At 44.0% G+C, this 21,182-nt stretch carries 15 protein-coding genes; 10 read left to right on the top strand and 5 right to left on the bottom strand.

What is annotated here, in order from left to right:
- Nucleotides 1–110: 110 nt before the first annotated feature.
- Complete coding sequence (locus ACM0OZ_RS39545) at nucleotides 111–410, top strand: WGxxGxxG family protein (RefSeq protein ID WP_414588331.1); 300 nt, start codon at nucleotides 111–113, stop codon at nucleotides 408–410.
- 785 nt (nucleotides 411–1,195) lie between these two features.
- Here the strand turns inward: ACM0OZ_RS39545 and ACM0OZ_RS39540 are convergent.
- From ACM0OZ_RS39540 to ACM0OZ_RS39530, 3 genes are all read right to left on the bottom strand, one after another.
- Nucleotides 1,196–3,856 carry a chloride channel protein gene (locus ACM0OZ_RS39540; protein WP_414588329.1) on the bottom strand — a complete coding sequence of 887 codons (2,661 nt, stop codon included), beginning with the start codon at nucleotides 3,854–3,856 and terminating at the stop codon, nucleotides 1,196–1,198.
- Nucleotides 3,857–4,168: 312 nt separating this feature from the next.
- Nucleotides 4,169–5,500 carry a TldD/PmbA family protein gene (locus ACM0OZ_RS39535; protein ID WP_414588328.1) on the bottom strand — a complete coding sequence of 444 codons (1,332 nt, stop codon included), beginning with the start codon at nucleotides 5,498–5,500 and terminating at the stop codon, nucleotides 4,169–4,171.
- A gap of 269 nt (nucleotides 5,501–5,769) precedes the next feature.
- Nucleotides 5,770–6,633: a Tab2/Atab2 family RNA-binding protein gene (locus tag ACM0OZ_RS39530; RefSeq protein ID WP_414588327.1), complete on the bottom strand. Its 864-nt coding sequence runs from the start codon at nucleotides 6,631–6,633 to the stop codon at nucleotides 5,770–5,772.
- 261 nt (nucleotides 6,634–6,894) lie between these two features.
- Here ACM0OZ_RS39530 and ACM0OZ_RS39525 point away from each other — a divergent pair, with 261 nt between their 5' ends.
- The 5 genes from ACM0OZ_RS39525 (at nucleotide 6,895) to ACM0OZ_RS39505 (ending at nucleotide 11,158) form a co-directional block, all read left to right on the top strand.
- Nucleotides 6,895–7,437: a Uma2 family endonuclease gene (locus ACM0OZ_RS39525; protein WP_414588337.1), complete on the top strand. Its 543-nt coding sequence runs from the start codon at nucleotides 6,895–6,897 to the stop codon at nucleotides 7,435–7,437.
- Nucleotides 7,438–7,470: 33 nt separating this feature from the next.
- Nucleotides 7,471–7,803 (top strand): DUF433 domain-containing protein, encoded by a 333-nt coding sequence (locus ACM0OZ_RS39520; protein WP_414588326.1) that lies wholly within the window; start codon nucleotides 7,471–7,473, stop codon nucleotides 7,801–7,803.
- Entirely contained in the window at nucleotides 7,800–8,159 is a 360-nt protein-coding gene (locus ACM0OZ_RS39515) for a DUF5615 family PIN-like protein (protein ID WP_069347216.1), read from the top strand. The genes ACM0OZ_RS39520 and ACM0OZ_RS39515 overlap by 4 nt, the downstream gene beginning before the upstream one ends.
- Before the next feature lie 222 nt (nucleotides 8,160–8,381).
- The gene (locus tag ACM0OZ_RS39510) at nucleotides 8,382–10,328 is read left to right on the top strand and encodes a protein kinase domain-containing protein (protein WP_414588325.1); all 1,947 of its coding nucleotides are present in this window, start codon (nucleotides 8,382–8,384) and stop codon (nucleotides 10,326–10,328) included.
- A gap of 80 nt (nucleotides 10,329–10,408) precedes the next feature.
- Entirely contained in the window at nucleotides 10,409–11,158 is a 750-nt protein-coding gene (locus ACM0OZ_RS39505) for a DUF561 domain-containing protein (protein ID WP_414588324.1), read from the top strand.
- Nucleotides 11,159–11,300: 142 nt separating this feature from the next.
- On the opposite strand, the gene ACM0OZ_RS39500 is transcribed toward ACM0OZ_RS39505, so the two are convergent.
- A complete protein-coding gene (locus ACM0OZ_RS39500; protein ID WP_414588323.1) occupies nucleotides 11,301–12,428 on the bottom strand; it encodes a DegT/DnrJ/EryC1/StrS family aminotransferase in 1,128 nt (375 codons plus the stop codon).
- 307 nt (nucleotides 12,429–12,735) lie between these two features.
- Here ACM0OZ_RS39500 and ACM0OZ_RS39495 point away from each other — a divergent pair, with 307 nt between their 5' ends.
- From ACM0OZ_RS39495 to ACM0OZ_RS39485, 3 genes are all read left to right on the top strand, one after another.
- Entirely contained in the window at nucleotides 12,736–13,512 is a 777-nt protein-coding gene (locus ACM0OZ_RS39495) for an ABC transporter permease (RefSeq protein ID WP_414588321.1), read from the top strand.
- Nucleotides 13,513–14,417: 905 nt separating this feature from the next.
- A complete protein-coding gene (locus ACM0OZ_RS39490; RefSeq protein WP_414588320.1) occupies nucleotides 14,418–15,656 on the top strand; it encodes an ATP-grasp domain-containing protein in 1,239 nt (412 codons plus the stop codon).
- A 14-nt stretch (nucleotides 15,657–15,670) separates the two neighbouring features.
- Nucleotides 15,671–16,552, top strand: coding sequence for a succinate--CoA ligase subunit alpha (locus tag ACM0OZ_RS39485; protein ID WP_414588319.1), 882 nt, complete (start codon nucleotides 15,671–15,673; stop codon nucleotides 16,550–16,552).
- A 73-nt stretch (nucleotides 16,553–16,625) separates the two neighbouring features.
- On the opposite strand, the gene ACM0OZ_RS39480 is transcribed toward ACM0OZ_RS39485, so the two are convergent.
- On the bottom strand, nucleotides 16,626–18,539 hold the full coding sequence (locus ACM0OZ_RS39480; protein ID WP_414588318.1) for an ABC transporter permease: 1,914 nt from the start codon (nucleotides 18,537–18,539) through the stop codon (nucleotides 16,626–16,628).
- 345 nt (nucleotides 18,540–18,884) lie between these two features.
- Here ACM0OZ_RS39480 and ACM0OZ_RS39475 point away from each other — a divergent pair.
- Nucleotides 18,885–21,182, top strand: a 2,298-nt coding sequence (locus ACM0OZ_RS39475) for a tetratricopeptide repeat protein (RefSeq protein ID WP_414588317.1), incomplete at its 3' end; no start/stop codon positions are given.

Below are 21,182 nucleotides of genomic sequence, written 5' to 3'. Positions count from 1 at the left end.
ATGCAACTTCAAGCAGATATACCTTTCCAGCCAAGGATTGATTCTGGCTTGAGTGGAACTTAATAAGATGTCATTAAATACTTGCAATCATTGAATTGAGGAATTTGAACGTGAAACGCTTTGATGTCTCTAAAGTTTTGGGTATTAGCGCTCTTGCCCTCAGTTTAGCTACCCTACCTGCTGTTCTGCCTGCTTCTGCCCAAACAACTACCACTCCCGATGGCACTGTTAGAACTACCAATACAGACCGCTCTGCAACTGACGGAAATTATCAGGATGGCGATTGGGGTTTGTTGGGCTTGCTCGGTCTGTTTGGTCTGTTTGGTCGCAAGAGCCGCAAAGCTGATGAATCCGTAGCTTATAGTAACCGTGATGTCGTGGGCACCTCAGGCAACCGCTCTAACTATTAATATTAATGACTTGTACCGAAAGCCGTTGTTGTATACTACCAGGTGCAGCGGCTTAGCGAAAAACTGGGTTTAAAGCCCCGTCCTAAAAGGACGGCTTTTAAATTCGGGAACAAAGACGCGGTAGTTGTGCGACAATAGGATATAGCGGTAATGCGCACATATAAAAAGCCTAGTAGGTCAAGTGGACAACTCCTGATCCAGAGCCCTGGGGGCAATAAGCCCAAAATCTTGTACAAATGTGGGAGTAAAGCAAGAAATTGAATAAACCTTTTCAAAGGCGGTCGGGCAGTCCGTGTGCGCTTGTGGACGTATCCAAACGGGGATATTTGAATGCTTACATTCGGATATCTAGGGAGGACGGATGAAGCAAGAATCCCCATGCCTTTAGGCTGGGGAGTGTCAACACAATCATCACAACAGCTAAACTTGCGCTCACATCAAGAAGGTGAGCGTTTTTGATTCTGACTGGTACATGGAAAAATGCTCAAATGCATGTCAAGAAAGATTTTTAGCTTAAGTTGACACCAATGGGCACTGCCCATGCGTGTCAACTAAATGTGTAACTATTGATTCCACGTTGGTAAGTAGGTCGGTGTAAATAATTAAAGGTATGTAGTAAGCGCTGTTTGCGGCACGCAAGAGCGGCGAACGCGCTAAGCGCTTACTATGAGCGACTTGCCAACCTTTACTTTTCTTTACATAGTTTGATTTTTTCTTGCCTACTTACTTAGTAGCGATCGCTAAGAGTGTTTATTACAAACGCTTTAACTTTATTAACTACCAAATTAACTACCAATCGCCCCCCTCACCAAAATCACTGTACTATCCACACCAGAAGCTATTGCCTCCGGAATATTGCCTGTAATTGCCTGTTGCAGCATTCCCTCACGCGAAGCACCCAATACGACTACATCGTAGTGTTCTTTTTTCACTAAGTTAATCAAACCTTCAGAAACTGAGTCAGATTTAACTGGGCTGGCGAAAACGGTGCTTCCCAACTTACGGCGACGAATGAGTTGGCGAATGGCTTCTTCTAAAATTGTCATATCTGGCTCGATTTCTGAGGGCTTGAAAACCCTGGTTAAGCGAACTTTTGGATCATTTCCCAATGTGACTAAAGCGGGTAACAATTTAAGCGCCGCCCAGGCGTTGGGACCACCAGCCATCGGAACAAGCCAGCGGTTGAACTGGGGAGTAACAGCGGATTTGGCAACGGATATATCGGATGATGTCTCTGTTAAATCTGTTAACCCATCGATTGGTCCTAACTTAACTAGCATCACATCACATGTGGCTTGGCGAATTATAGTGTCTACAACATTGCCAAAAATACGACCTGGGGTGGAAGTGTTACCCTTCCACCCCATCAAAATCAAGTCGATGTGCCGTTCTTTAATTGTCTCAAGAATTGCCTGCGCCACATCATGAGTGACGCGGATTTGGGTATGCACGGGAATTTTCCACTTTTTGCCCAAAGCCTCTGCAAGTCTGAGCAAGCGACGACTTTTTGTTGTTCTGACTGGGGTTTCTGTTGGGGAACTGTGGCGAGAGATTGGCATCACTTGGATGCACTCTATTTCATAATGGCGATCGCGAGCAATAGCAGCTGCCATTTCTAGTAGTGTTGCTGCTGTTTCGGGATTAGCTATAGGTACGAGTAATCTACCCCTACCAATACTTGGAGAACGTGTTTGATAAACAACATAAGAAGGTTCTGGTCGTGGTCCTTGTTGCCTATTTTCACAGTTGATGTGCTCTGCTTCTGCCCGGATAATATCTGCACGGGTGATGATCCCAATCAGTCTGCGCCCCTCCACAACTGGCAAACGACTGATTTGATAGCGGTCTAACAAATACAGCACATCACTGAGGTTATGGATAGGAGTAACCGTCAAAGGATTGCTAGTCATGATTTCCTTCAAGCTGGCGTCTTTGCAAAGATTGCGCTCGCGTATTTTTAACAAATCGCTTTGTGTCACAATTCCTACTAGCTTGCCTTCTTCTACTATCGGAAAACCTCGATGGTGCGAACGGGAGAAAGCCTCTACTGCTTCATCCAAAGACATTTCTGCTTCCAGAGTTTCCACTCGTCTTTGCATTACATCTTTTGCTGTTAACTTTGTCAATACTCCTTCAATAGGAGCTTGTTTTTGGATAGTGATGCCACTTAACTGTAAAAGTTTGTCATACAGTGACCCAGGCACTATTTTTTCAGCAACTAAGTAGGATGTCACAGAACCAATCATCAAAGGTAACACCAGATTGAAATCTGTGGTCATCTCAAACACAATCACAATTGCCGTAAATGGCACTTTAGAGACAGCGCTAAAAAATGCCCCCATTCCTGCCAGCGCATAAGTTGTGGGGTTACCTTCTCCCAAGGTATAAAGCTGGAATACACCAATGATGTATCCTAAACAAGAACCCAAAATCAGACTGGGAGCAAATAATCCTCCTGGCGCTCCTGAGCCAAATGCGACCAAAGTCAGGATAAACTGAGCGACAAAGGCGACAAAGGCGACAGAAGCATGAACTTCACCAGTAATCACAAACTCCCGCAACCCGCTATTATCGCGGAAAGAAACAGGTAACAGGGCAATCACGACACCTGATATAAACCCGGCTAACGCCACCCGCAACGGCAAGCTAATGTGCAAGTTACGGTAAATTCTTTGACTGGCAATCAGTCCACGATTGAATAATGCAGCTAGTAATCCCGCTAGGACACCTAAAATCAGGTAAAAGGGAATTTCTAGTATAGAGAAGCTGCTAGAGGATCTCGTTAACTCCAGGTTTAGTAGCAAACTACCACCGCCCAACAGCCGTGATACAACGCCACCAATGAACGAAGCAATAATGGCAGTTCCTAAAGTTAATCCTGATAAATCCTGGAGTAATTCCTCAACAACAAAGATCATACCCGCGATTGGAGCGTTGAAAGCTGCTGACAATCCCGCACCTGCCCCCGCTGCAATCATCTGCCGTCGATGATCTGGAGAAGTAGGAACCCAACGACTCATCCCTGCTGCTAAAGCTGCCCCAACATGGACAGTAGGACCTTGCCGCCCCAGAGTTAAACCTGAACCCAACGTGATGATGGCACTGATTAATTTGACAGCTGCAACGCGCCATGATAATGTAACTGGCACATTAGCAAGAGAAGCTTTGACTTGTGGAATTCCACCACCAGATGCTTCTGGTGCCAACCTTTCTACAAGTAAGCCAGCCAGAAATCCAAAAGTAAGACCAATGAGTGGTAGAACAAGCCATGCTGGAAATAAATATGAAGTATGAACTCGCCATGTTCCTAACCATCCGGTTCCAAATTTGAAAAACACAGCAGATAAGGCAGCGACGACCCCGATAACTGATGCTTCTGCGATCGCTAAACCTCTTCTAGGCTGCCACAAAGCGCGAAAGCTCTGAGAAAGAAAAAGAGGTGACATATCAATTCAAAATTCAAAGTTCAAAGTTCAAAAAAAAGAAAAATCAAATTCTTAGACTTTTTAAATAAGTATAAAATTATACTTATTTATATATCCGAAGAAAGCGGTTTGTCCTGACGTAGTTCTTAGTATGTATTGCAGAAGCCAGAATTTGGAATATCAAACCACAGATAAATAAGATGTACACAAATAAATTCTCTGCGTACATCTGCGTAGAACTGCAGTTCCAAATACCCTTAGACGAAAGTTTTGCCAGCAACCTATCAGGGTTATCACTTGAATCGTCCATACGTGCCAATTCATTTTTCATGTTTAATTTTGCTTGCTAGTACTGGATAGCCCATCTACTAACAAAGATGGAGTGTAGCAAGAACCATTCCAGTCAGCGTCGTCACCCAGTTTAACCAATTGTTTTAAAGCTGTATAGACGTTTCCAGCCACCATTGTATCCTTCACACGCCCAATCACATGACCCTTTTGAACACGGTATCCTAGATCAACGTTGATGGAAAAGTCACCGGAAATACTGCCATTACCTCCCAGCATTTGATCCACAATTAAGCCATCATCGAGATGGTGAATTAATTGTTGTAGCGATTCAGTTCCAGGCTGAATCAGGAAATTAAATAAACCAGGAGTAGGATAACTTCCTAAACCAGGGCGAAAACCGTTACCAGTGGAGGCAATACTTAACTGGCGTCCGGTAGTGCGATCGCAGTAAAAATGCTGCAACACACCGTCTTGAATAAACACCAAAGACTGAGTTGGGGTACCTTCATCGTCAAAAGGGCAACTGTAAGGTCCGGCGTGGGGGTCTTGGTAAATGGTGATTGGTGAAATGACTGGTTTGCCTATGCGTTCCCCCCAAGGAGAAGCCCCCTCCAAGACTCGCTTGCCATTCAAAGCTGCTTGTACAGTCCCCCAAAGCATATCAGCAGCTTTAGAAGTAAACAGAACCGGGACGCGACCGTTGGGAGGCGTCACATTTTCTCTTGCCCAAGCCAATCGTTGTAAAATTTGGTGAGCAACTTTCTCTGGCTGGAGGTTACCTCTTTCGGTTTGACCATCAGAAACGTTCAACAAATCGTCGCCTCGTACCCACTCTGCATCCACATAGCAACTCAAAGTGGTGTCGGTGTAGTGGCAATCTAAACCTTTTGTGTTCACCAGTCTGGTGGTTTCAACATCACATTCCCAGTCTGCCGTACAAATGACATCTGGGTATGCATCGCGGATGATGGCGATCGCTTCTTTGCCCCACTCCACCAACTTTTCTATAGGGACATCTTCACCCAAGTCTGGGTAGGAAGGCTTAGAATCACTGTTCAATTCCAATACTTCAGGTTGATTGAGTTGACTCAAAGCTAAAGCACGTTCCACTAAAGCTTGCGGTTCCACAGGACCATAAGCCACAGCTAATCCCGGACATTTGTTACGCCACAGCCGCAATGCTGTACCTTCAGATTGACTGGTTTCCAACTGCTTGAGACGATTTGCTTCAAAAAATACAGGTCGAGAAAGCGATTTTGACTGATAAACTTCAGCCGCTTCTGCACCTGATTTTATGGATAGTTCCAGCAGCTGTTCTGCCAGCGAATTATTTGGTAATTCTGTATACACGATCTTTCTGTTGGCTGTGGACATAGAAATTGGCTTGTAGTCAACGCTGTTATTCCTGACTACAAACCCATTCCCTCAATCAAATTTACCAAGAAAGAACTCAGGAGTCAGAACTCAGTAGTCAGAATATTAAACGCGAGGACGAGCATGAATTAAGAGTTCTCGCGGGAAGTCTTGGTAAGACGGCCCCCGGATAAATCCTTTGGAGACCAAGAAAGCCTTTCGTAATTATTTCCCCCAATTCACTCGTGCGTGGATATTCTGATTACTGTGTTCTGTGTTCTGCGTTCTTCTTAAGGCAGATTGACCTCTTGCAACAGCCAAAATCCGGCAAAAGATTCTTCTTGAGGATTGGACTGCACCGCGATAAAATGCACTCCGTTAGCTTTTTGCTTTGCTTGTTCAAAGCCTTGGGCTTCTGCGATTGTTTCGGGGTTTTTGATATTCGCCAAAATCCAACTCTCAGTCGCACCGGTTTCCAAAAGCAATCTCGCCCCTTGGCTATGATCAACTTTCAACCAAGCCAACTCTAAACCAGACATCCAACCTGCTATTGGCAATGCTCTCGGTGAATATATTAAAACACCAGGAATCGGGGTTCCGGGGGAAACTTGCGCTATTTCCAAGGGGAAAGCTTCGCTAAAGCCAATCTCCCACTCGTGCATTCCCGTAAAATCCGCAGCTAGTAAAGTAACAAATATCCACTGTTTTCCTTCCAAAGCATCTGGTAAGCGTTGGGGTGAGGATTTCTCCAAGTTTACCGAGGGATTTGTACCTGCTTGATATCCTGGCTCTTGAGGATAGACTTGCTCCAGCCGCTGTTGCAGCCATTGGTTCAGCAGCAAAGTGCGGCGACTTGGCTCGGCGGGAATACCCAAATCTTTGCAGGCTTTGGTAATCATGTTGTTCATTTGGCGGCGGAAAAACCGGATTCTTCTCGGTGTTTCTCCTGCTTTGCCAATTGCTTCTTCCAACGCCGTCCGCAACCACGCTGAATTGACCTCAGTACTGGGGCAATATTTAGCAAAGCGAAACAAAGAATCAATTTTTGTGCGGGTTTCCAAAGGAGTTTCGCATACCAAGACTTCCCAAACTTTTTTCTGGTTTTCGTCCAGAATCGGACGCGAGTAAAAATCGAGTTCCCAAATACTGCCCATGTGATGCCGTTAAAGTCAGGTGACTTTATATTTTCGTTATATTTTCATGATACGAGTGTATGGACAGCGTCGAGACATTGGGACAAGAGGACAAGAGTTTTTGGGGTAGCAGGTTTTTCGAGAACTGGGGAATTCATCGGGCGATCGCTCAATCATAGATACTTTTGTCTTCATCCATAGAAGAGCGACAGAAACTCTCGTTAAAATGATGTAGTGTAAATGTCCAAGAAAAACCCAACCCTGGGGGATTTAGGAGGTTCTATGTCCCTGACAGCTCAAGACTTGGAAAAAATGCAGCAGCAGTATCCCGACTATCGCATGGAATTAGTCAAGGGGAATATCATTGTCATGAGTCCATCAGGATACGAGTCAGATGAAGTCGCAGCCGGGATGATTGCCCAGTTACATAACTGGGTTCGACCTCGCAAACTTGGACGGGTGGCAGCTTCCAGCGCTGGTTTTAGATTGCCAAATTCAGATTTACGAGCGCCTGATGCTTCATTTGTACGAGCAGAACGATTGCGTCGCAGTCCTAAATCGTATGCTCAGTTAGCTCCTGATTTAACGGTTGAGGTAAAGTCCCCATCTGATGATATCGAGGAAATAAGGCAAAAGATTAGAGAATTTCTTGCATTGGGAACTAGGGTAGGAATTCTCATCAATCCAGATGACAGAATTGTTGAGGTTTACTACCCAGAAAAAGAAGCGTTGATACTTCGTGATGGTGATATTTTGACAGTTCCTGAACTTCTTCCAGGATGGGAGGTTCCAGTTTCAGATTTGTGGGCACCGGAGTTTGATTAAAATAGTCATAAAAAATTTTATAAAGTTAAACTAATGCAATTAGAAGATTATTTTGAATTTTTAGACCCAGATGACATCCGTATCAAAGGACATCGCATTGGTATTGACAATGTGATTGACTATTACCTGCAAGGATATTCACCAGAACAGATTCTCGAGGAGTTGCCTTCCCTAAATTTGGAGAAGATTTACGCTACGCTCACTTACTATCTGCATAATCGTGTTGAAATCGATGCTTATATGTTACGGTTGGCGAAGTGGCGCGAACAGCGTTACCAGGAATCGTTAGCTAACCCTTCTCCTTTAGCGAAACGTCTAAGAGCATTAAAGGCACAACGACAGCAGGAGTTGCTAGAACGTTTGTGAAAATACGTTTCTTACTAGATGAAAATCTGTCAACAAAGCTTAAGATTGCTGTTTTGCGCCTTAATCCTGCAATAGATATTCTACGTGTGGGCGATTCAGATGCACCATCGTTAGGAACTCTTGATCCAGATATTCTTCGCTATTTGGAGTTATCCCAAAGGCTATTGGTGACAGACAACCGCAAAAGTATTCCAGGACATTTGGAAGAACATTGGGCAGCTGGTGGACACATTTGGGGACTACTTTGGTTGCGTCCCAGTGGAACTCTAAGCAGTTGGGCAAAGGAAATGTATTTGATTTGGGAAACAAGTGAAGCTGAAGAGTGGTTAGATAAGATAGATTGGATTCCACTGTAGAGAATCAACAAACAAGGGGTGCGGTTGTGCGAAGCGTACGACTCGACAGGCGATCGCAGCAATTCTAAATCCTTGGTGAACAACAAGATTCCCGACTTCGCAGAAGTCGGGAATCTAAACCTTTTGTTGATCGCAAAACTTAACAAAATTGGTGATTCAGAAATTTGAAGGGATTGAGAGGAAGCTTTATAGTAAATGACAACGGCTGATAGACGTCTAACTATGATCTACTGCCTCAATCCCAGTTGCGAGAAGCCCCTAAATTCTGATACCACTTTCTGCCAAAATTGCGGCACACAACTGATACCCCAGTTGCGAAACCGTTATCGCATTATCCAACCACTAGGAGGCGGAGGATTTGGCAGAACTTTTTTGGCAGAAGATGAAGACAAACTGAATGAACATTGTGTCGTCAAGCAGCTAGCACCACAAGTTCAAGGAACCACCGCCCTGCTTAAGGCAACTGAACTCTTTCAAGAAGAAGCGCGACGGTTGCAACAGCTTGGAGAACATCCGCATATCCCGACTTTGTATGCTTACTTTCGGCATGATAACTACTTGTATCTGGTGCAGCAGTTTATCCTCGGGCAAACTTTACGGCAAGAGTTGAGACAGCAAGGAACTTTCAGTGAGGAAAAGATTTGGAAACTGTTAAGTGAACTCTTACCCATTCTCAAGTTTATCCACGAACATCAAGTTATTCATCGAGACATTAAGCCAGAAAATATTATCCGTAGATCTCTTCGGGAAGATTTAGTACTGATTGATTTCGGAGTTGCCAAGCAGTTAACAGCAACTTCTCTGGAACAAACAGGTACAACCATTGGTTCCTTTGGCTATGCACCGATCGAACAAATGAAGTATGGCAGTGCATATCCAGCAAGTGACTTGTTTAGTTTGGGTGTGACTTGCTTTAATTTATTGACAGGAATTCACCCATCTGGGCTTTATATGGAACAGGGCTATAGTTGGGTGATGCATTGGCGACAACATCTCAAGTCCCCCTTATCTCCACAACTGGTGCAGGTATTGGACAAACTGTTGCAAAAAGATATTGAGCATCGTTACCAATCAGCTGATGAAGTTCTGCAAGATTTGCCTCAAAAGCCACAACCTGCCTCAATTCCACGAGATTTTTCTTTACCACAGCCGCCGTCAAGGATAAACCTGAGACAATTGGTTTTTCCTAGCACTGTTCTTCAACCGAGAATCCAGTTAAAACATAAACTGTTAGGGGCAAGCGTTATCCTGCTTTTGGGGTTAAGTGTATATGCCCATTGGCAAAGCTTGGGGCATATCCCAACCTTGACTGGGCATTTGAACGAGGTTAATTCCTTAGCGTTCAACCCTTCAGGTAAAACCCTAGCCAGTGGCAGTGATGACAAGACTATTAAACTTTGGAACCGAAATAATAGACAACAAATTCGTACCTTTAAAGGGCATTCAGACAAGGTTTATACTGTTGCTATTAACCCGGATGGTCAGACTCTTGTTAGTGGTAGTCTGGACAACACTATTAAAGTCTGGAATTTGAACACAGGCAAGGAAATTCTTACTTTGAAGGGTCATACAGCCTTGGTACATTCCGTTGCCATCAGCCCGAATGGTCAAAATATTGTTAGCGGTAGTTATGATAACACCATCAAAGTTTGGAACTTGAGTACGGGACAGCAAATCCGCACCCTTAAGGCGCATTCAGGGGAAGTTTTGTCGATCGCCATCAGCCCACATGGCGACAAAATTGTAAGTGCCAGTGGGGATCAGACTATCAAGGTGTGGAATTTCAACACGGGAAAGGAGATACGGACTCTCAACAAACATTTAGCCGATGTTAACGCCCTTGCTATTAGCCCGGATGGTCAGTTATTGGTTAGTGCCAGCGATGACAAAACTGTCAATGTGTGGAATCTGAACACAGGAAACCACATACGCACTTTAACGGGTCATTCAGCCGATGTCAATGCTGTCGCTTTCAGCCCCGATGGTGAAAAAATTGCTACTGGCAGCGATGACAGCACTGTTAGAATCTGGAACTTGAGTACGGGACAGGAAGTACACACCTTCAAAGGGCATACTCGAGAGGTTTTTGCCGTCGCTTTCAGTCCAGATGGCAAAACTTTGGTAAGTGGGAGTAAGGACAAGACTATCAAGATTTGGCAACTGCCGTAGCGATTTGGCAGACTCCCTAACCCCTGTTATCGAGGAGACGGTAGAATAAACCTAATTTTCAAAGCTTCAAAAGACGAAATATGACAATGCATCCTACTCTCCAAAGTGCATTTGCCAATCGGTGCGCTCTCAAAGTGATCAGCGGTTTGAATAACTTCGATCGCGATCGCGTAGCAGCAACCGTCAAAGCAGCCCATCACGGTGGTGCGACTTTTGTTGATATCGCTGCTGATACCACCTTAGTACAAATGGCAAAAGGATTGACAAATTTGCTAGTTTGTGTATCAGCAGTCGAACCAGAGAAATTTGTGCAAGCTGTGGCAGCAGGTGCAGATTTGATTGAAATTGGTAATTTCGATTCTTTTTATGCTCAAGGACGCAAATTTGAGGCTGAGGAAGTTTTAGCGCTGACTCACCAAACTCGCGCTCTCCTACCTAACATTACCCTCTCTGTGACTGTTCCCCATATTCTGACACTGGATCAACAGGTACAGTTAGCAGAGGAACTGGTGAAAGCTGGCGCAGACATCATCCAAACCGAAGGAGGTACAAGCAGCAACCCAACTCACCCTGGAGTTTTGGGACTGATTGAAAAAGCTGCTCCCACTTTGGCAGCAGCTTATGAAATTTCCCGTGCGGTGTCAGTTCCAGTGCTGTGTGCTTCTGGTATTTCCAGCGTCACAGCACCCCTTGCTATTGCTGCTGGCGCTACTGGTGTTGGTGTCGGTTCTGCCATCAACCAACTCAACAGCGAAGTCGCAATGATTGCTGTTGTACGTGGTTTGGTGGAAGCGTTGGGAACTGTCACCACTTCTGGTGCGATCGCCTAGAAGAAGACACGGGGACACGGCGAGGGAGCGAAGGAGGGAGCGAAGGAGGGAGGGAGCGAAGGAGGGAGCGAAGGAGGGAGAATTTTCCCTCACCCTCTCACTCCCTCACCCTCTCACCCTCTCACCCTCTCCCTCACTCCCTCTACGCCAAACAATCCTTGAGGCTATAAATTACCTGGTTTTGCTGTTCTTCTAACAATTCTGGGAACATAGGCAAAGACAAAACTTCTTGACAAGCTTGCTCTGCCACTGGCAATTGCCCTTGTTTGTACCCCAGACTTTCATAAACAGGCTGCAAATGTAAAGGGTGGGGATAGTAAACCATTGTGTTTACACCCCGCTCTTGCAATTGGCTGCGAATCAAATCCCTTTTATTGCCGAGTACACGAATGGTGTATTGATTCCACACTCCCATACCCCCAGCTAATTCTTGGGGTGCAATGATACCAGGAACTTGATTAAGAAATTGGTGATAACGAGATGCAACTTTTCGGCGCTGATTATTCCAAATATCTAGATAACGCAGCTTTATTTGCAAAATAGCGGCTTGGATGGCATCCAAACGGCTGTTGACACCGATTTCCTCGTAATAGTATCTATTTTTCTGCCCATGCTCCTTTAGTACTCGTAACTTTGCCGCGATTGCGGGGTCATTAGTCGTTATTGCCCCCCCGTCACCGTAAGCACCAAGGTTTTTGGTAGGGTAAAAACTGAAGCAACCGATGTGCCCAATGCTTCCTACCTTTTGCCCTGTCCAACTTGCCCCTGTGGACTGAGCGCAATCTTCTACCACGAGTAAATTATGTGCTTCTGCTACATCTATCAATGCAGTCAGATCTACAGGTTGACCAAACAAGTGAACTGGGATAATTGCTTTCGTTTTGGGTGTAATTGCGGCTGCTACTTCCTCTACATTTAGATTAAACGTAGTAGCGTCGATATCAACAAACACTGGCACCGCACCGACAGCACTGATAACCTCAGCAGTAGCGATAAAAGTAAATGGTGTGGTGATCACTTCATCGCCTGCACCAATATTTAAAGCTCTCAGTGCTAAGAAAAGAGCATCAGTACCAGAGTTACAGCCTACACATTCAGTCACACCAGTATAATCGGCAAACTGTTGTTCAAAGTTTGCTACTATTGGACCGCCGATATAACGACCAGAAGATAGAACCTCCAAAACGGCTGCGCTGACTTCTGCTTCAATAATGCTGTATTGTTGCTTGATGTCAAAGGCTGGTATGGAATGTTTTACACTTTGAATCATGAGATTTATCTTAAGTTAAAAATAGATACCGACGTTAGATTTGCGCTTATTGAGTTTTGAATCAAAAACACGCGTGAAAGTCTTTTTCCCCAAAATCACGCCATTCAAGGGTTTTTACCTAGGTTTTTTATCAAAAAGGCTACCATTTGCTAGGGTGAAAGGAGATGGATATCCACCAAGAACTAATACCTTTAATTAAAGTTCCCAATGAGTCCTTTTAAAGCGAACAGGTGACAGGGAAAAATCTGTAACATAGAACCCTGTAACCTATACCTTGTAACCCATATACACAAGAGGTAGAAAACCCATGCAGGAGTTAATCAAGCTAGATTTCGTTGATTTGGCTTGTGCTGTTGGATTAATGGGCGCAGCCATAGCTTTATCGGCGTGGGAAAGAATAGGGCTGGAACTAAATTTAGCGATCGCAACAGGGAGAACCATCCTACAACTTGCTGTATTGGGGTATGTTTTAGAGTTCATCTTTGCTTTAGATAATCCTTGGGCAGTTTTGGCGATTTTATCAATCATGCTGACAATTTCGGCAATTGTCGCACGAAATCGCATTACTCAAAAAATACCGCAGATGTTGCCCTTAGTGTGGGGGTCAATTTTCCTCAGCACAGCCTTGACAATGGTTTATACCAATGTATTGATCATTCAACCAGACCGATGGTTTGAACCGCAGTATGTGATTCCTCTAGCAGGAATAGTGTTAGGTAATGCTATGAATGCTGCTGCGCTTGCTGGAGAACGTCTTGTCAGCACCATTAATGCTAGCCACTTGGAAATAGAAACCCACTTAAGCTTGGGGGCAACTCCTCAACAAGCAATTGTACAGTACCGTAAAGATGCTGTTCGCGCTGGATTGATTCCTACTCTGAATCAAATGATGGTCATAGGTATGGTGACGCTACCAGGAATCATCACCGGTCAGTTACTCAGTGGCGTTAATGCTCGCGAAGCTGCATCTTACCAAATTTTGATTATGTTCATGATTGCGTTTGCCAATTTGCTGACAACAGTGTTAGTCACTCGGGGAATAACTCGTCAATTTTTTAACTCCACTGCCCAATTGCTAAGATGACTTATTATTAATTAATTATTAATAATTACTAACACACCGAAATGCGCTTTTTTGAAACAAGGATGCTTTGCAATCTATCTTAACTATAGCAATCCTATTTGACTTGTGACAATTTTTTCGTGAATAAACCGCCAAGCCTGCCCCCGAGCAAAGCGTAGACGCCTGCAGGGCGGCTTCCCCGAGGGTAGGGACGCCAAGAGCGCCAAGAAAAGAGACTTTCAGGAACGCTCTTTGCGTGCCCGTGCCTCCTAACGGAGGAGCTAACGCGCTTCACGAAGGGGGCGCGTAGGCTTAGGGCTTATCATTTAGGACTAACAAATGGTACAAGTAAAGAAAAAAACATGGATGACGAATTATGAATGATTCGGTCAAGCAATGAATCAATTTGATAGAAATACTGTTCAATGTTGAACAAAAGAAAGTCTAAAAGACAAAGGATAAAAAATGAAATACTTCATCCTTTAGTTCAGACGTTCTACCTCAAATTTCATTCTTTGGGTGAGCTAAAATAGCTCTGTGTTTGTGTCATAATTAAGCTTTAGTATCTAGAAAAATTGTCATGTAAAATTTAAAATTGCTTAACTCAAGATTTTAAAAAAGCTAAATTATCTAAAAATAAGGGTGCTTTTGATGTTAGGTTGTATCAAGGTTTATTGACAAGGAGGGTTGAGAAGGGCAATACTAGCAAATTTACTGATGCAATTAATTGCGTCTTGTTTACTTGGAAAGAGTAAGTGTTTTGAGAAAAAATAAATTTCCCTTATAAACTGAATTAGTTAAAATTTATCAGGGAAAATAAGTATTTATAGGCAAAAAAAGCTTTATCCTGCAACTAGGGTGCAGCGTCAATGTTTTCGACAGCACCGCAGCAAAGAGCGAAATTGTGGCAAAAAAGGTGTGTGTCAATGGATTTATTAGAGTACCAAGTTAAGGAATGGTTGGCAAAAAAAGGTATTCCTGTATTGCCTTCGCAACGAATTGACCATCCCACGGATTTAAAACGTTTAAAAATTAGCTACCCGATTGTTCTGAAATCTCAGGTGCATGCGGGTGAAAGAGCAAAAGCGGGTGGAGTCAGGTTTGTAGAAACGACTATCGATGCGATCGCCGCTGCACAAAATATCTTTCATTTACCCATTTTGGGGGAATTGCCAGAAGTGTTACTGGCAGAAGCTAAGTATGACACTGAACAAGAATTTTATCTAGCTGTAGTTTTAGATACAGCAGTCTGCCGACCTGTACTTTTGGGTTGCACAGAAGCAGACGATATTGATTGGGAATCAGCCAGCGAGAAAATGCAGCACGTCGTCGTTGAACAGGAATTTTCCCCATTTTATGCTCGACGACTGGCGTTGAAAATGGGCTTGCAGGGTGAATTGATACAGTCTGTCAGCACTGTTATCGAAAAGATGTACCAGTTATTTGTAGAAAAAGACCTAGACTTGGTGGAAATTAATCCCTTGGGTGTGAGTTCTTCTGGTCAAGTTATGGCGCTCAATGGTAACATCAGCGTCAACGAACGGGCAATTGGGCGTCACTCAGATATGGCTGAAATGGCAACAAAAATCGTAAAGCGTTATACCAGTAGCGAGACAATCAGAAATTTGGGCGACTGGGATGTCGTAGAAATGCACGGGAAAATTGCCATTTTGGGTAATGGTGCTGGTTCGGTAATGGCAACTTTGGACTTAGTGGTTAATAGTGGTGGAAAGCCTGGTGTGTGTTTGAATTTGCGCCATGCGTCTGTTACCGAAACTTCACCAACCACCTTCAGGAGTCGCTTAGAAAAAGCTTTAAAAAACTTGACTACTGACAAAAGCATTCAAGTAATACTCATTAACTTCCTAGGTAGTATTTCTCAAGCTGGCGAAATCTCTGAAGTCATTGGTAACTTTGTGGAGAATAGCACTCTGGAAGTCAAACCATATATGGCAAGGTCTAATGGCAACAAAAACCGTCGAGAAAGCCATTTTCCGCGCTTAGTAGTCCGTCTTGCCGGTTCTGAGTTCGAGACAGCAAGGAAATACATCGCAACACTGAAAACCCCAACTGATGGGTCTATAGTGGTGGTAGAAAATTTGGATGAAGCGGTAGCAGAAGCAGTCCGTCTTGCTAAGTCCACAGCATACAACAGAAGGTTTTGACCAATTAACCTGTTATGAATTTGACACCAGACAGCAAAGTGTTACTCCAAGGCTTTTGTGAATATATCACAGCAACTCATGTTGCTCAAATGAAAGCTCAAGGCACAAATTTGGTAGGTGGGGTCGATCCTGGATGTGGTGGACAGCAAAGATACGGTTTGCCAGTATTCGACTTAGTAGAGGAAGTCGTGGGGCAATTCGGAGTTATTGATACGACAATCATCTGCGTACATCCGTACCAAGTCCTAGATGCAGCACTAGAAGCGATCGCATCTAATATCCGCCAAATCATCATAATCTCCCCTGGCGTGCCACCGTTGGATATGGTGGAATTACTTCGCGAAACCGAAGCAACCGAAACCCTGATAGTAGGACCAAATAGTCCTGGGATCATCGTACCAGGGAAAATTCTCTTGGGGACTCAACCCAGTGAATTTTACACGCCTGGTTCAGTAGGTATCCTCAGTCGCAGCACCACTCTCACCTACGAAATTGCTAGAGAATTAACCAATGCTGGCTTAGGACAGTCAATTAGTGTCAGCATTGGTAGTGATGCGATCGTTGGTTCTTCTTTTCTGCAATGGCTACAAATATTAGATGAAGATGAAGCCACAAAAGCAATTGTTTTAGTTGGTCAACCAGGTGGTGGTCGTGAAGAAGCCGCAGCGCGTTACATTGCGGAAGCAATTGATAAACCAGTCGTTGCTTATATTGCAGGAACACAAGCACCACCCGTTAAACATTGGCGTCAAACTGGAACTTTAGCGGCTGTCATAGGACGCGATCCTGATTTTGGCACAGCAAAAAGTAAATTAGCAGCTTTTTCTCAAGCAGAAGTTCCAGTCGCCGAACGTCCTTCTCAAATTCCAGAATTAGTCAAGAAAGCAATGAAATAGTCATTAGTCATTGTAGAGACGCGCCATGGCGCGTCTCTACATCTTCATTAGTCATTAGTGATTAGTGTAATAACTATTGACTCATTAGTGCTTTTGTCGCTGACTCTCCTGCAAGTCTCACCTGCTTTCTCAAGTGGAAGTTTAACAATACCAAAACACTGAACTCTGCCAACAAAGCCATAAAAATTGTTGGCGTCGAAGTGTACTCCAAACTTGCCCAAGGGAAAGTCGAAAACAGCCACACAATAGGGTATTTGGAAGGTTCGACATGAAGCATTCCTAAAATCAGTGGTGGCAAGAAAATTGCTGCACCAATAGTGCCAATTGCCCAGAAAGAACGCTTAATCGTTTTCATCAACAACATCTTCTGGGCCATCGTAGCGTAAATCATCATTAAGGTGATAAACAAAGCCACACCCAAGATGGCATTTAACCTACCAACATCGTTAATTAGCCAATTTAGGTTTCTGCTATGATGAACATTCAAAATAGGTGCCAGTAAAACCCAAATGACGAATGGAGTCGTTACCATCACAAGATGAATCACCATTGCTACTAATGGAGGGCTTTTTTCACCTAAAATTAAATCCAGCAACAAAGAATTTTTCCAAACACTTTGATGACCAGGAAGATTATGGTGTCGATACCTTGCCCAATCTTGTACTGTTTGACGGTGAGGCGAGAGAATTGCAATTAAACCAAACAACAGCACTAAGTTGAAGAAGACTAGCCAAATAAAATTTTGTTGTATTTGGTAATTCACATCATGAATAGAACAACTGAACTTGTATGGAGGGGTAGAGGGACAGTAGTTTTCTATATACTGTAGAGTAAATCCCCAAAGAATCACTTGGGAACAAGCGACCAGAAAATAACTTTGACCCTTGCTGAGGATGGTAGCGTTTGGGTTACGGAAACAACGCTTTAGTGCTTGCCAAATCCAGTAAGTCCACAAGCCATAATTCAACAAGTGTAAACCAATCAAACCGACAAGATTTGTTCCTATCGGCATATAAAAAAACTGCACTTTTTCTATCAGTTCAGAGTTATATCGCCTGAAAAACAGGTTTGGGAATAGATACTGCGTCATGTCAAATGGGCTTAACAGCCTAAACCAAGCAGTTGAATGGTTTAAAGATGAACCAGACAACGCTATTCGCATCGTCAGTATCAAAAATAATAGAACAGCACCACTACCCAACCAAGGCTGAAAACCACTGAACCCACGACAACATAAACCAAAAAGCAATGCAGCGCTGTAGAAGAAAATGCAGCCAGCAACCAGAACAGCCCAGAAGCTTAATATGTAACTTGTGGCAATATTAGCAGCACGTCCAGCAATGAAATGTAAAGGCGTTGCTGTGAAGATGAACAGGTAAATTAAGATGGGAACACCCAGCATTTTACCAGTCAAAATACTCGTTTCCAATTGGGGAGTGAGGCGAATAAAATTGAGCGTACCGCGCCGTTCTTCTGTCGCTAAGTTATTAATCAGCAAGTATGTGCCAGCAACTAACAGCGTGAAAATAAAAATCACACTTAGCGAGAGGAATATGTATTCCCAATGTTCCCGCCACCACGTTTGCATATCAAGTTGGTCTGTGGGACAGAAATTATTGGATAAATAACTCTCAAACTCAGAATTTTTTGCCTTTACTTGCGCGATTTGTGCTTGAAGTTCTTGTATTCTATCAGAGTTGAGTGGTTGAGTATTTCTATAACCATCTAATTGTCTGTGAAGGTCATTAGATTGTCGAAAAATCTGGCTTTGTTGCTGTTCGTAAAATGGACGCTGACGACAGTACTTGCCGACTAGTGAATGTGTTTCTCCAGGGAAATCTTGTAATTGATAAAGGAATAGTACCAGTTGACCAAGTAGTGATAAGACAACTGCAATTGCTACGTTAAAACCTTTGAGGCGTCCTTTCAGTTCTCGGAATAATTGAGGATTCCAATCACCTACTCGGTCTATTAAATGGTGTATCATCAGAAATTCTCCATACTACCACAAGAAATTAAAATTTCTGGCTTATAGCTAAAGTCGGTTAAAACAGACAAAAGTTCTCCGTTTTTTCAATTAACTTCCCTTGAAAATAAGGCAGCTATGCTGAAGGCAGAAGGAAGAACCAAAATCCTCCTTCTTTGTGAACTTTTGCTCATGGAGTAAGATTGCAAAAGCCAATTGGATGAAAATAAAACCACAGATTAACACATCTATAAGGTAGGTGTGCCTTTTTGCCTTGTCGGCTATGGCGGCTTTACTCTGGAAACACAAGCAGTGAATGTGTAGTCTATACCTAGATATCCTTACTTTTATCAAAAGTGTCACGCCATGCCAGTGATCACGATTCGGGAAGAAGGAAAAACCGAAACCGGATTTGAGGCAACTCTCAGATTTGCAGGGGAAGAATACTTTGTTACCATTACTGAGCCATTCACTACCAAGGAAGAAAAAGAACTGGAGTGGTATTTTGAAGAGTGGCTGGAGTTTCCCTTTAGTGATACTACTATAGCTCAGAGGGCAGCAGCAAGTATTAAAAAGTACGGAGAGAATTTATTTAACCAAGTTTTTACAGATAGAAGTGCCTACAGCGAATATCAGCAACTGCGGAAAGGGCAGAACCCGCTACAGATAGAAATTGTGGGTAAAACCCCGGAATTTCAAGCACTGCATTGGGAGGCGCTGTGGGAACCTGGTTTTCCGCGACCACTGGCGGTAGACTGTGTGATGGTACGCAAGAGTATTAAACGTGGGGCAAAGCAGGCGGATGTTCCACAGTCGCCAGTGATTAATTTGCTGGTGGTAACAGCGCGACCGAATGAAGAACAAGATGTTGGTTATCGTACCATTTCGCGACCACTGATTGAGGCGATTGAAAATAGTCAGTTGGCGGTAAACGTGGAGTTATTGCGTCCGGGTACTTATGAAGCACTCGCAAGACATTTGGAAGAAAAAGGCGCGGGATTTTATCACATCATCCATTTTGATGCCCACGGGGCGTTGATGAGATATCAGGAGATCCACAATGAGGCAACGGCAAAGCCCTATGCTTATCAGGTGAGATGGGGGCGTTATGATTTGCAACGGTACGACGGGGTGAAGGCGTTTCTGTTTTTGGAAGGGGAAACTAAGGGCAATGCTGATCCGGTGGAGGCGACGGAGTTGGCGAATCTGTTGACGGGTAAGGGAATTCCTGTGTGTCTTCTCAATGCTTGTCAGTCGGGGAAGCAGGTGAAGAACCCCACCCCCAGCCCCTCCCCGCCAGCGGGGAGGGGGGCACGTACTGCCGGGGACGTGGAGAATGATTACAGAGAGACTAGTCTGGGTAGTCAGTTGATGGCGGCGGGGATGCAGATGGTGGCGGCGATGGGGTATACCGTCACTGTGGATGCTGCTAAGCTGATGATGCAGCGGGTTTATACTAGTCTGTTTGATAACAAGGAAATCACCGAGGCGATACGGCTGGGTAGGCTGGAACTTTTTCATGACAAGAAGCGCAAAGCTTATTTCAACCAAGAAATTGATTTGGAAGATTGGTTGCTACCTGTGGTTTACAGTAATCAAGCGGTAAAGTTCAACCTGCGGGAGTTTACGCCACAAGAAGAAGAGCAATTTTGGCAATCTGAAGGTGAAAGGTATCACTTCACGCCGCCGGAATATGGATTTTTCGGGCGAGATTTGGAGATTCTGAAAATTGAAAAGTCGTTGTTGCGGCACAATATCTTGCTGTTGCAGGGAATGGGGGGAACAGGCAAAACGACTCTGCTGAGATATTTACGGCAATGGTGGCAGAGGACGGGTTTTGCAAAAGATGTATTTTATTTTGGCTATGACGAGAAGGCGTGGAATTTAGAGCAAATCATTTGGGAAATTGGCAACCAAATTTATGATAGGTTTGATAACTTCCATCGGATGGTGCCAGAAGCGAAAAAGCAAAAATTACTGAAAACACTCCGCGCTGAATCTTATATTTTGATTCTGGACAATTTAGAATCGGTGACTGGGCAACCGCTGGCAATTCAAAATACTCTACCAGAGGCGGAACGCAATCAAATTAAAGATTTTTTGACGCGGTTGGTAGGGGGAGAAACGCGGGTGATGCTGGGTTCCCGCAGTCGTGAAGATTGGTTACAAGCTTTGCAAATCTCTATCGAATTTAACGATCGCTACTCTTGTGCTCGCACCTACCACCACTTGGGATATGTAGCCCAAGAATTGCGCGAATTTGAAGAAGCAAGGCGCAATTACCAACAAGCTTTGCAAATCTCTATCGAATTTAACGATCGCTATTCTTGTGCTTGCACCTACCACCAGTTGGGATTCTTAGCCCAAGAATTGCGCGAATTTGAAGAGGCAAGGCGCAATTACCAACAAGCTTTGCAAATCTATATCGAATTTGGCGATCGCTATTCTTGTGCAAGCACCTACCACCAGTTGGGAATGGTAGCCCTAAAATTGCGCGAATTTGAAGAAGCAAGGCGCAATTACCAACAAGCTTTGCAAATCTCTATCGAATTTAACGATCGCTATTCTTGTGCTTGCACCTACCACCAGTTGGGATTCTTAGCCCAAGAATTGCGCGAATTTGAAGAGGCAAGGCGCAATTACCAACAAGCTTTGCAAATCTAT

This window comes from Scytonema sp. PCC 10023 (genome assembly GCF_963920835.1).
GTDB lineage: Bacteria > Cyanobacteriota > Cyanobacteriia > Cyanobacteriales > Nostocaceae > Kalymmatonema.
Note: the sequence above shows the minus strand (reverse complement) of the source record. Positions and strands in the feature narration are given on the sequence as shown.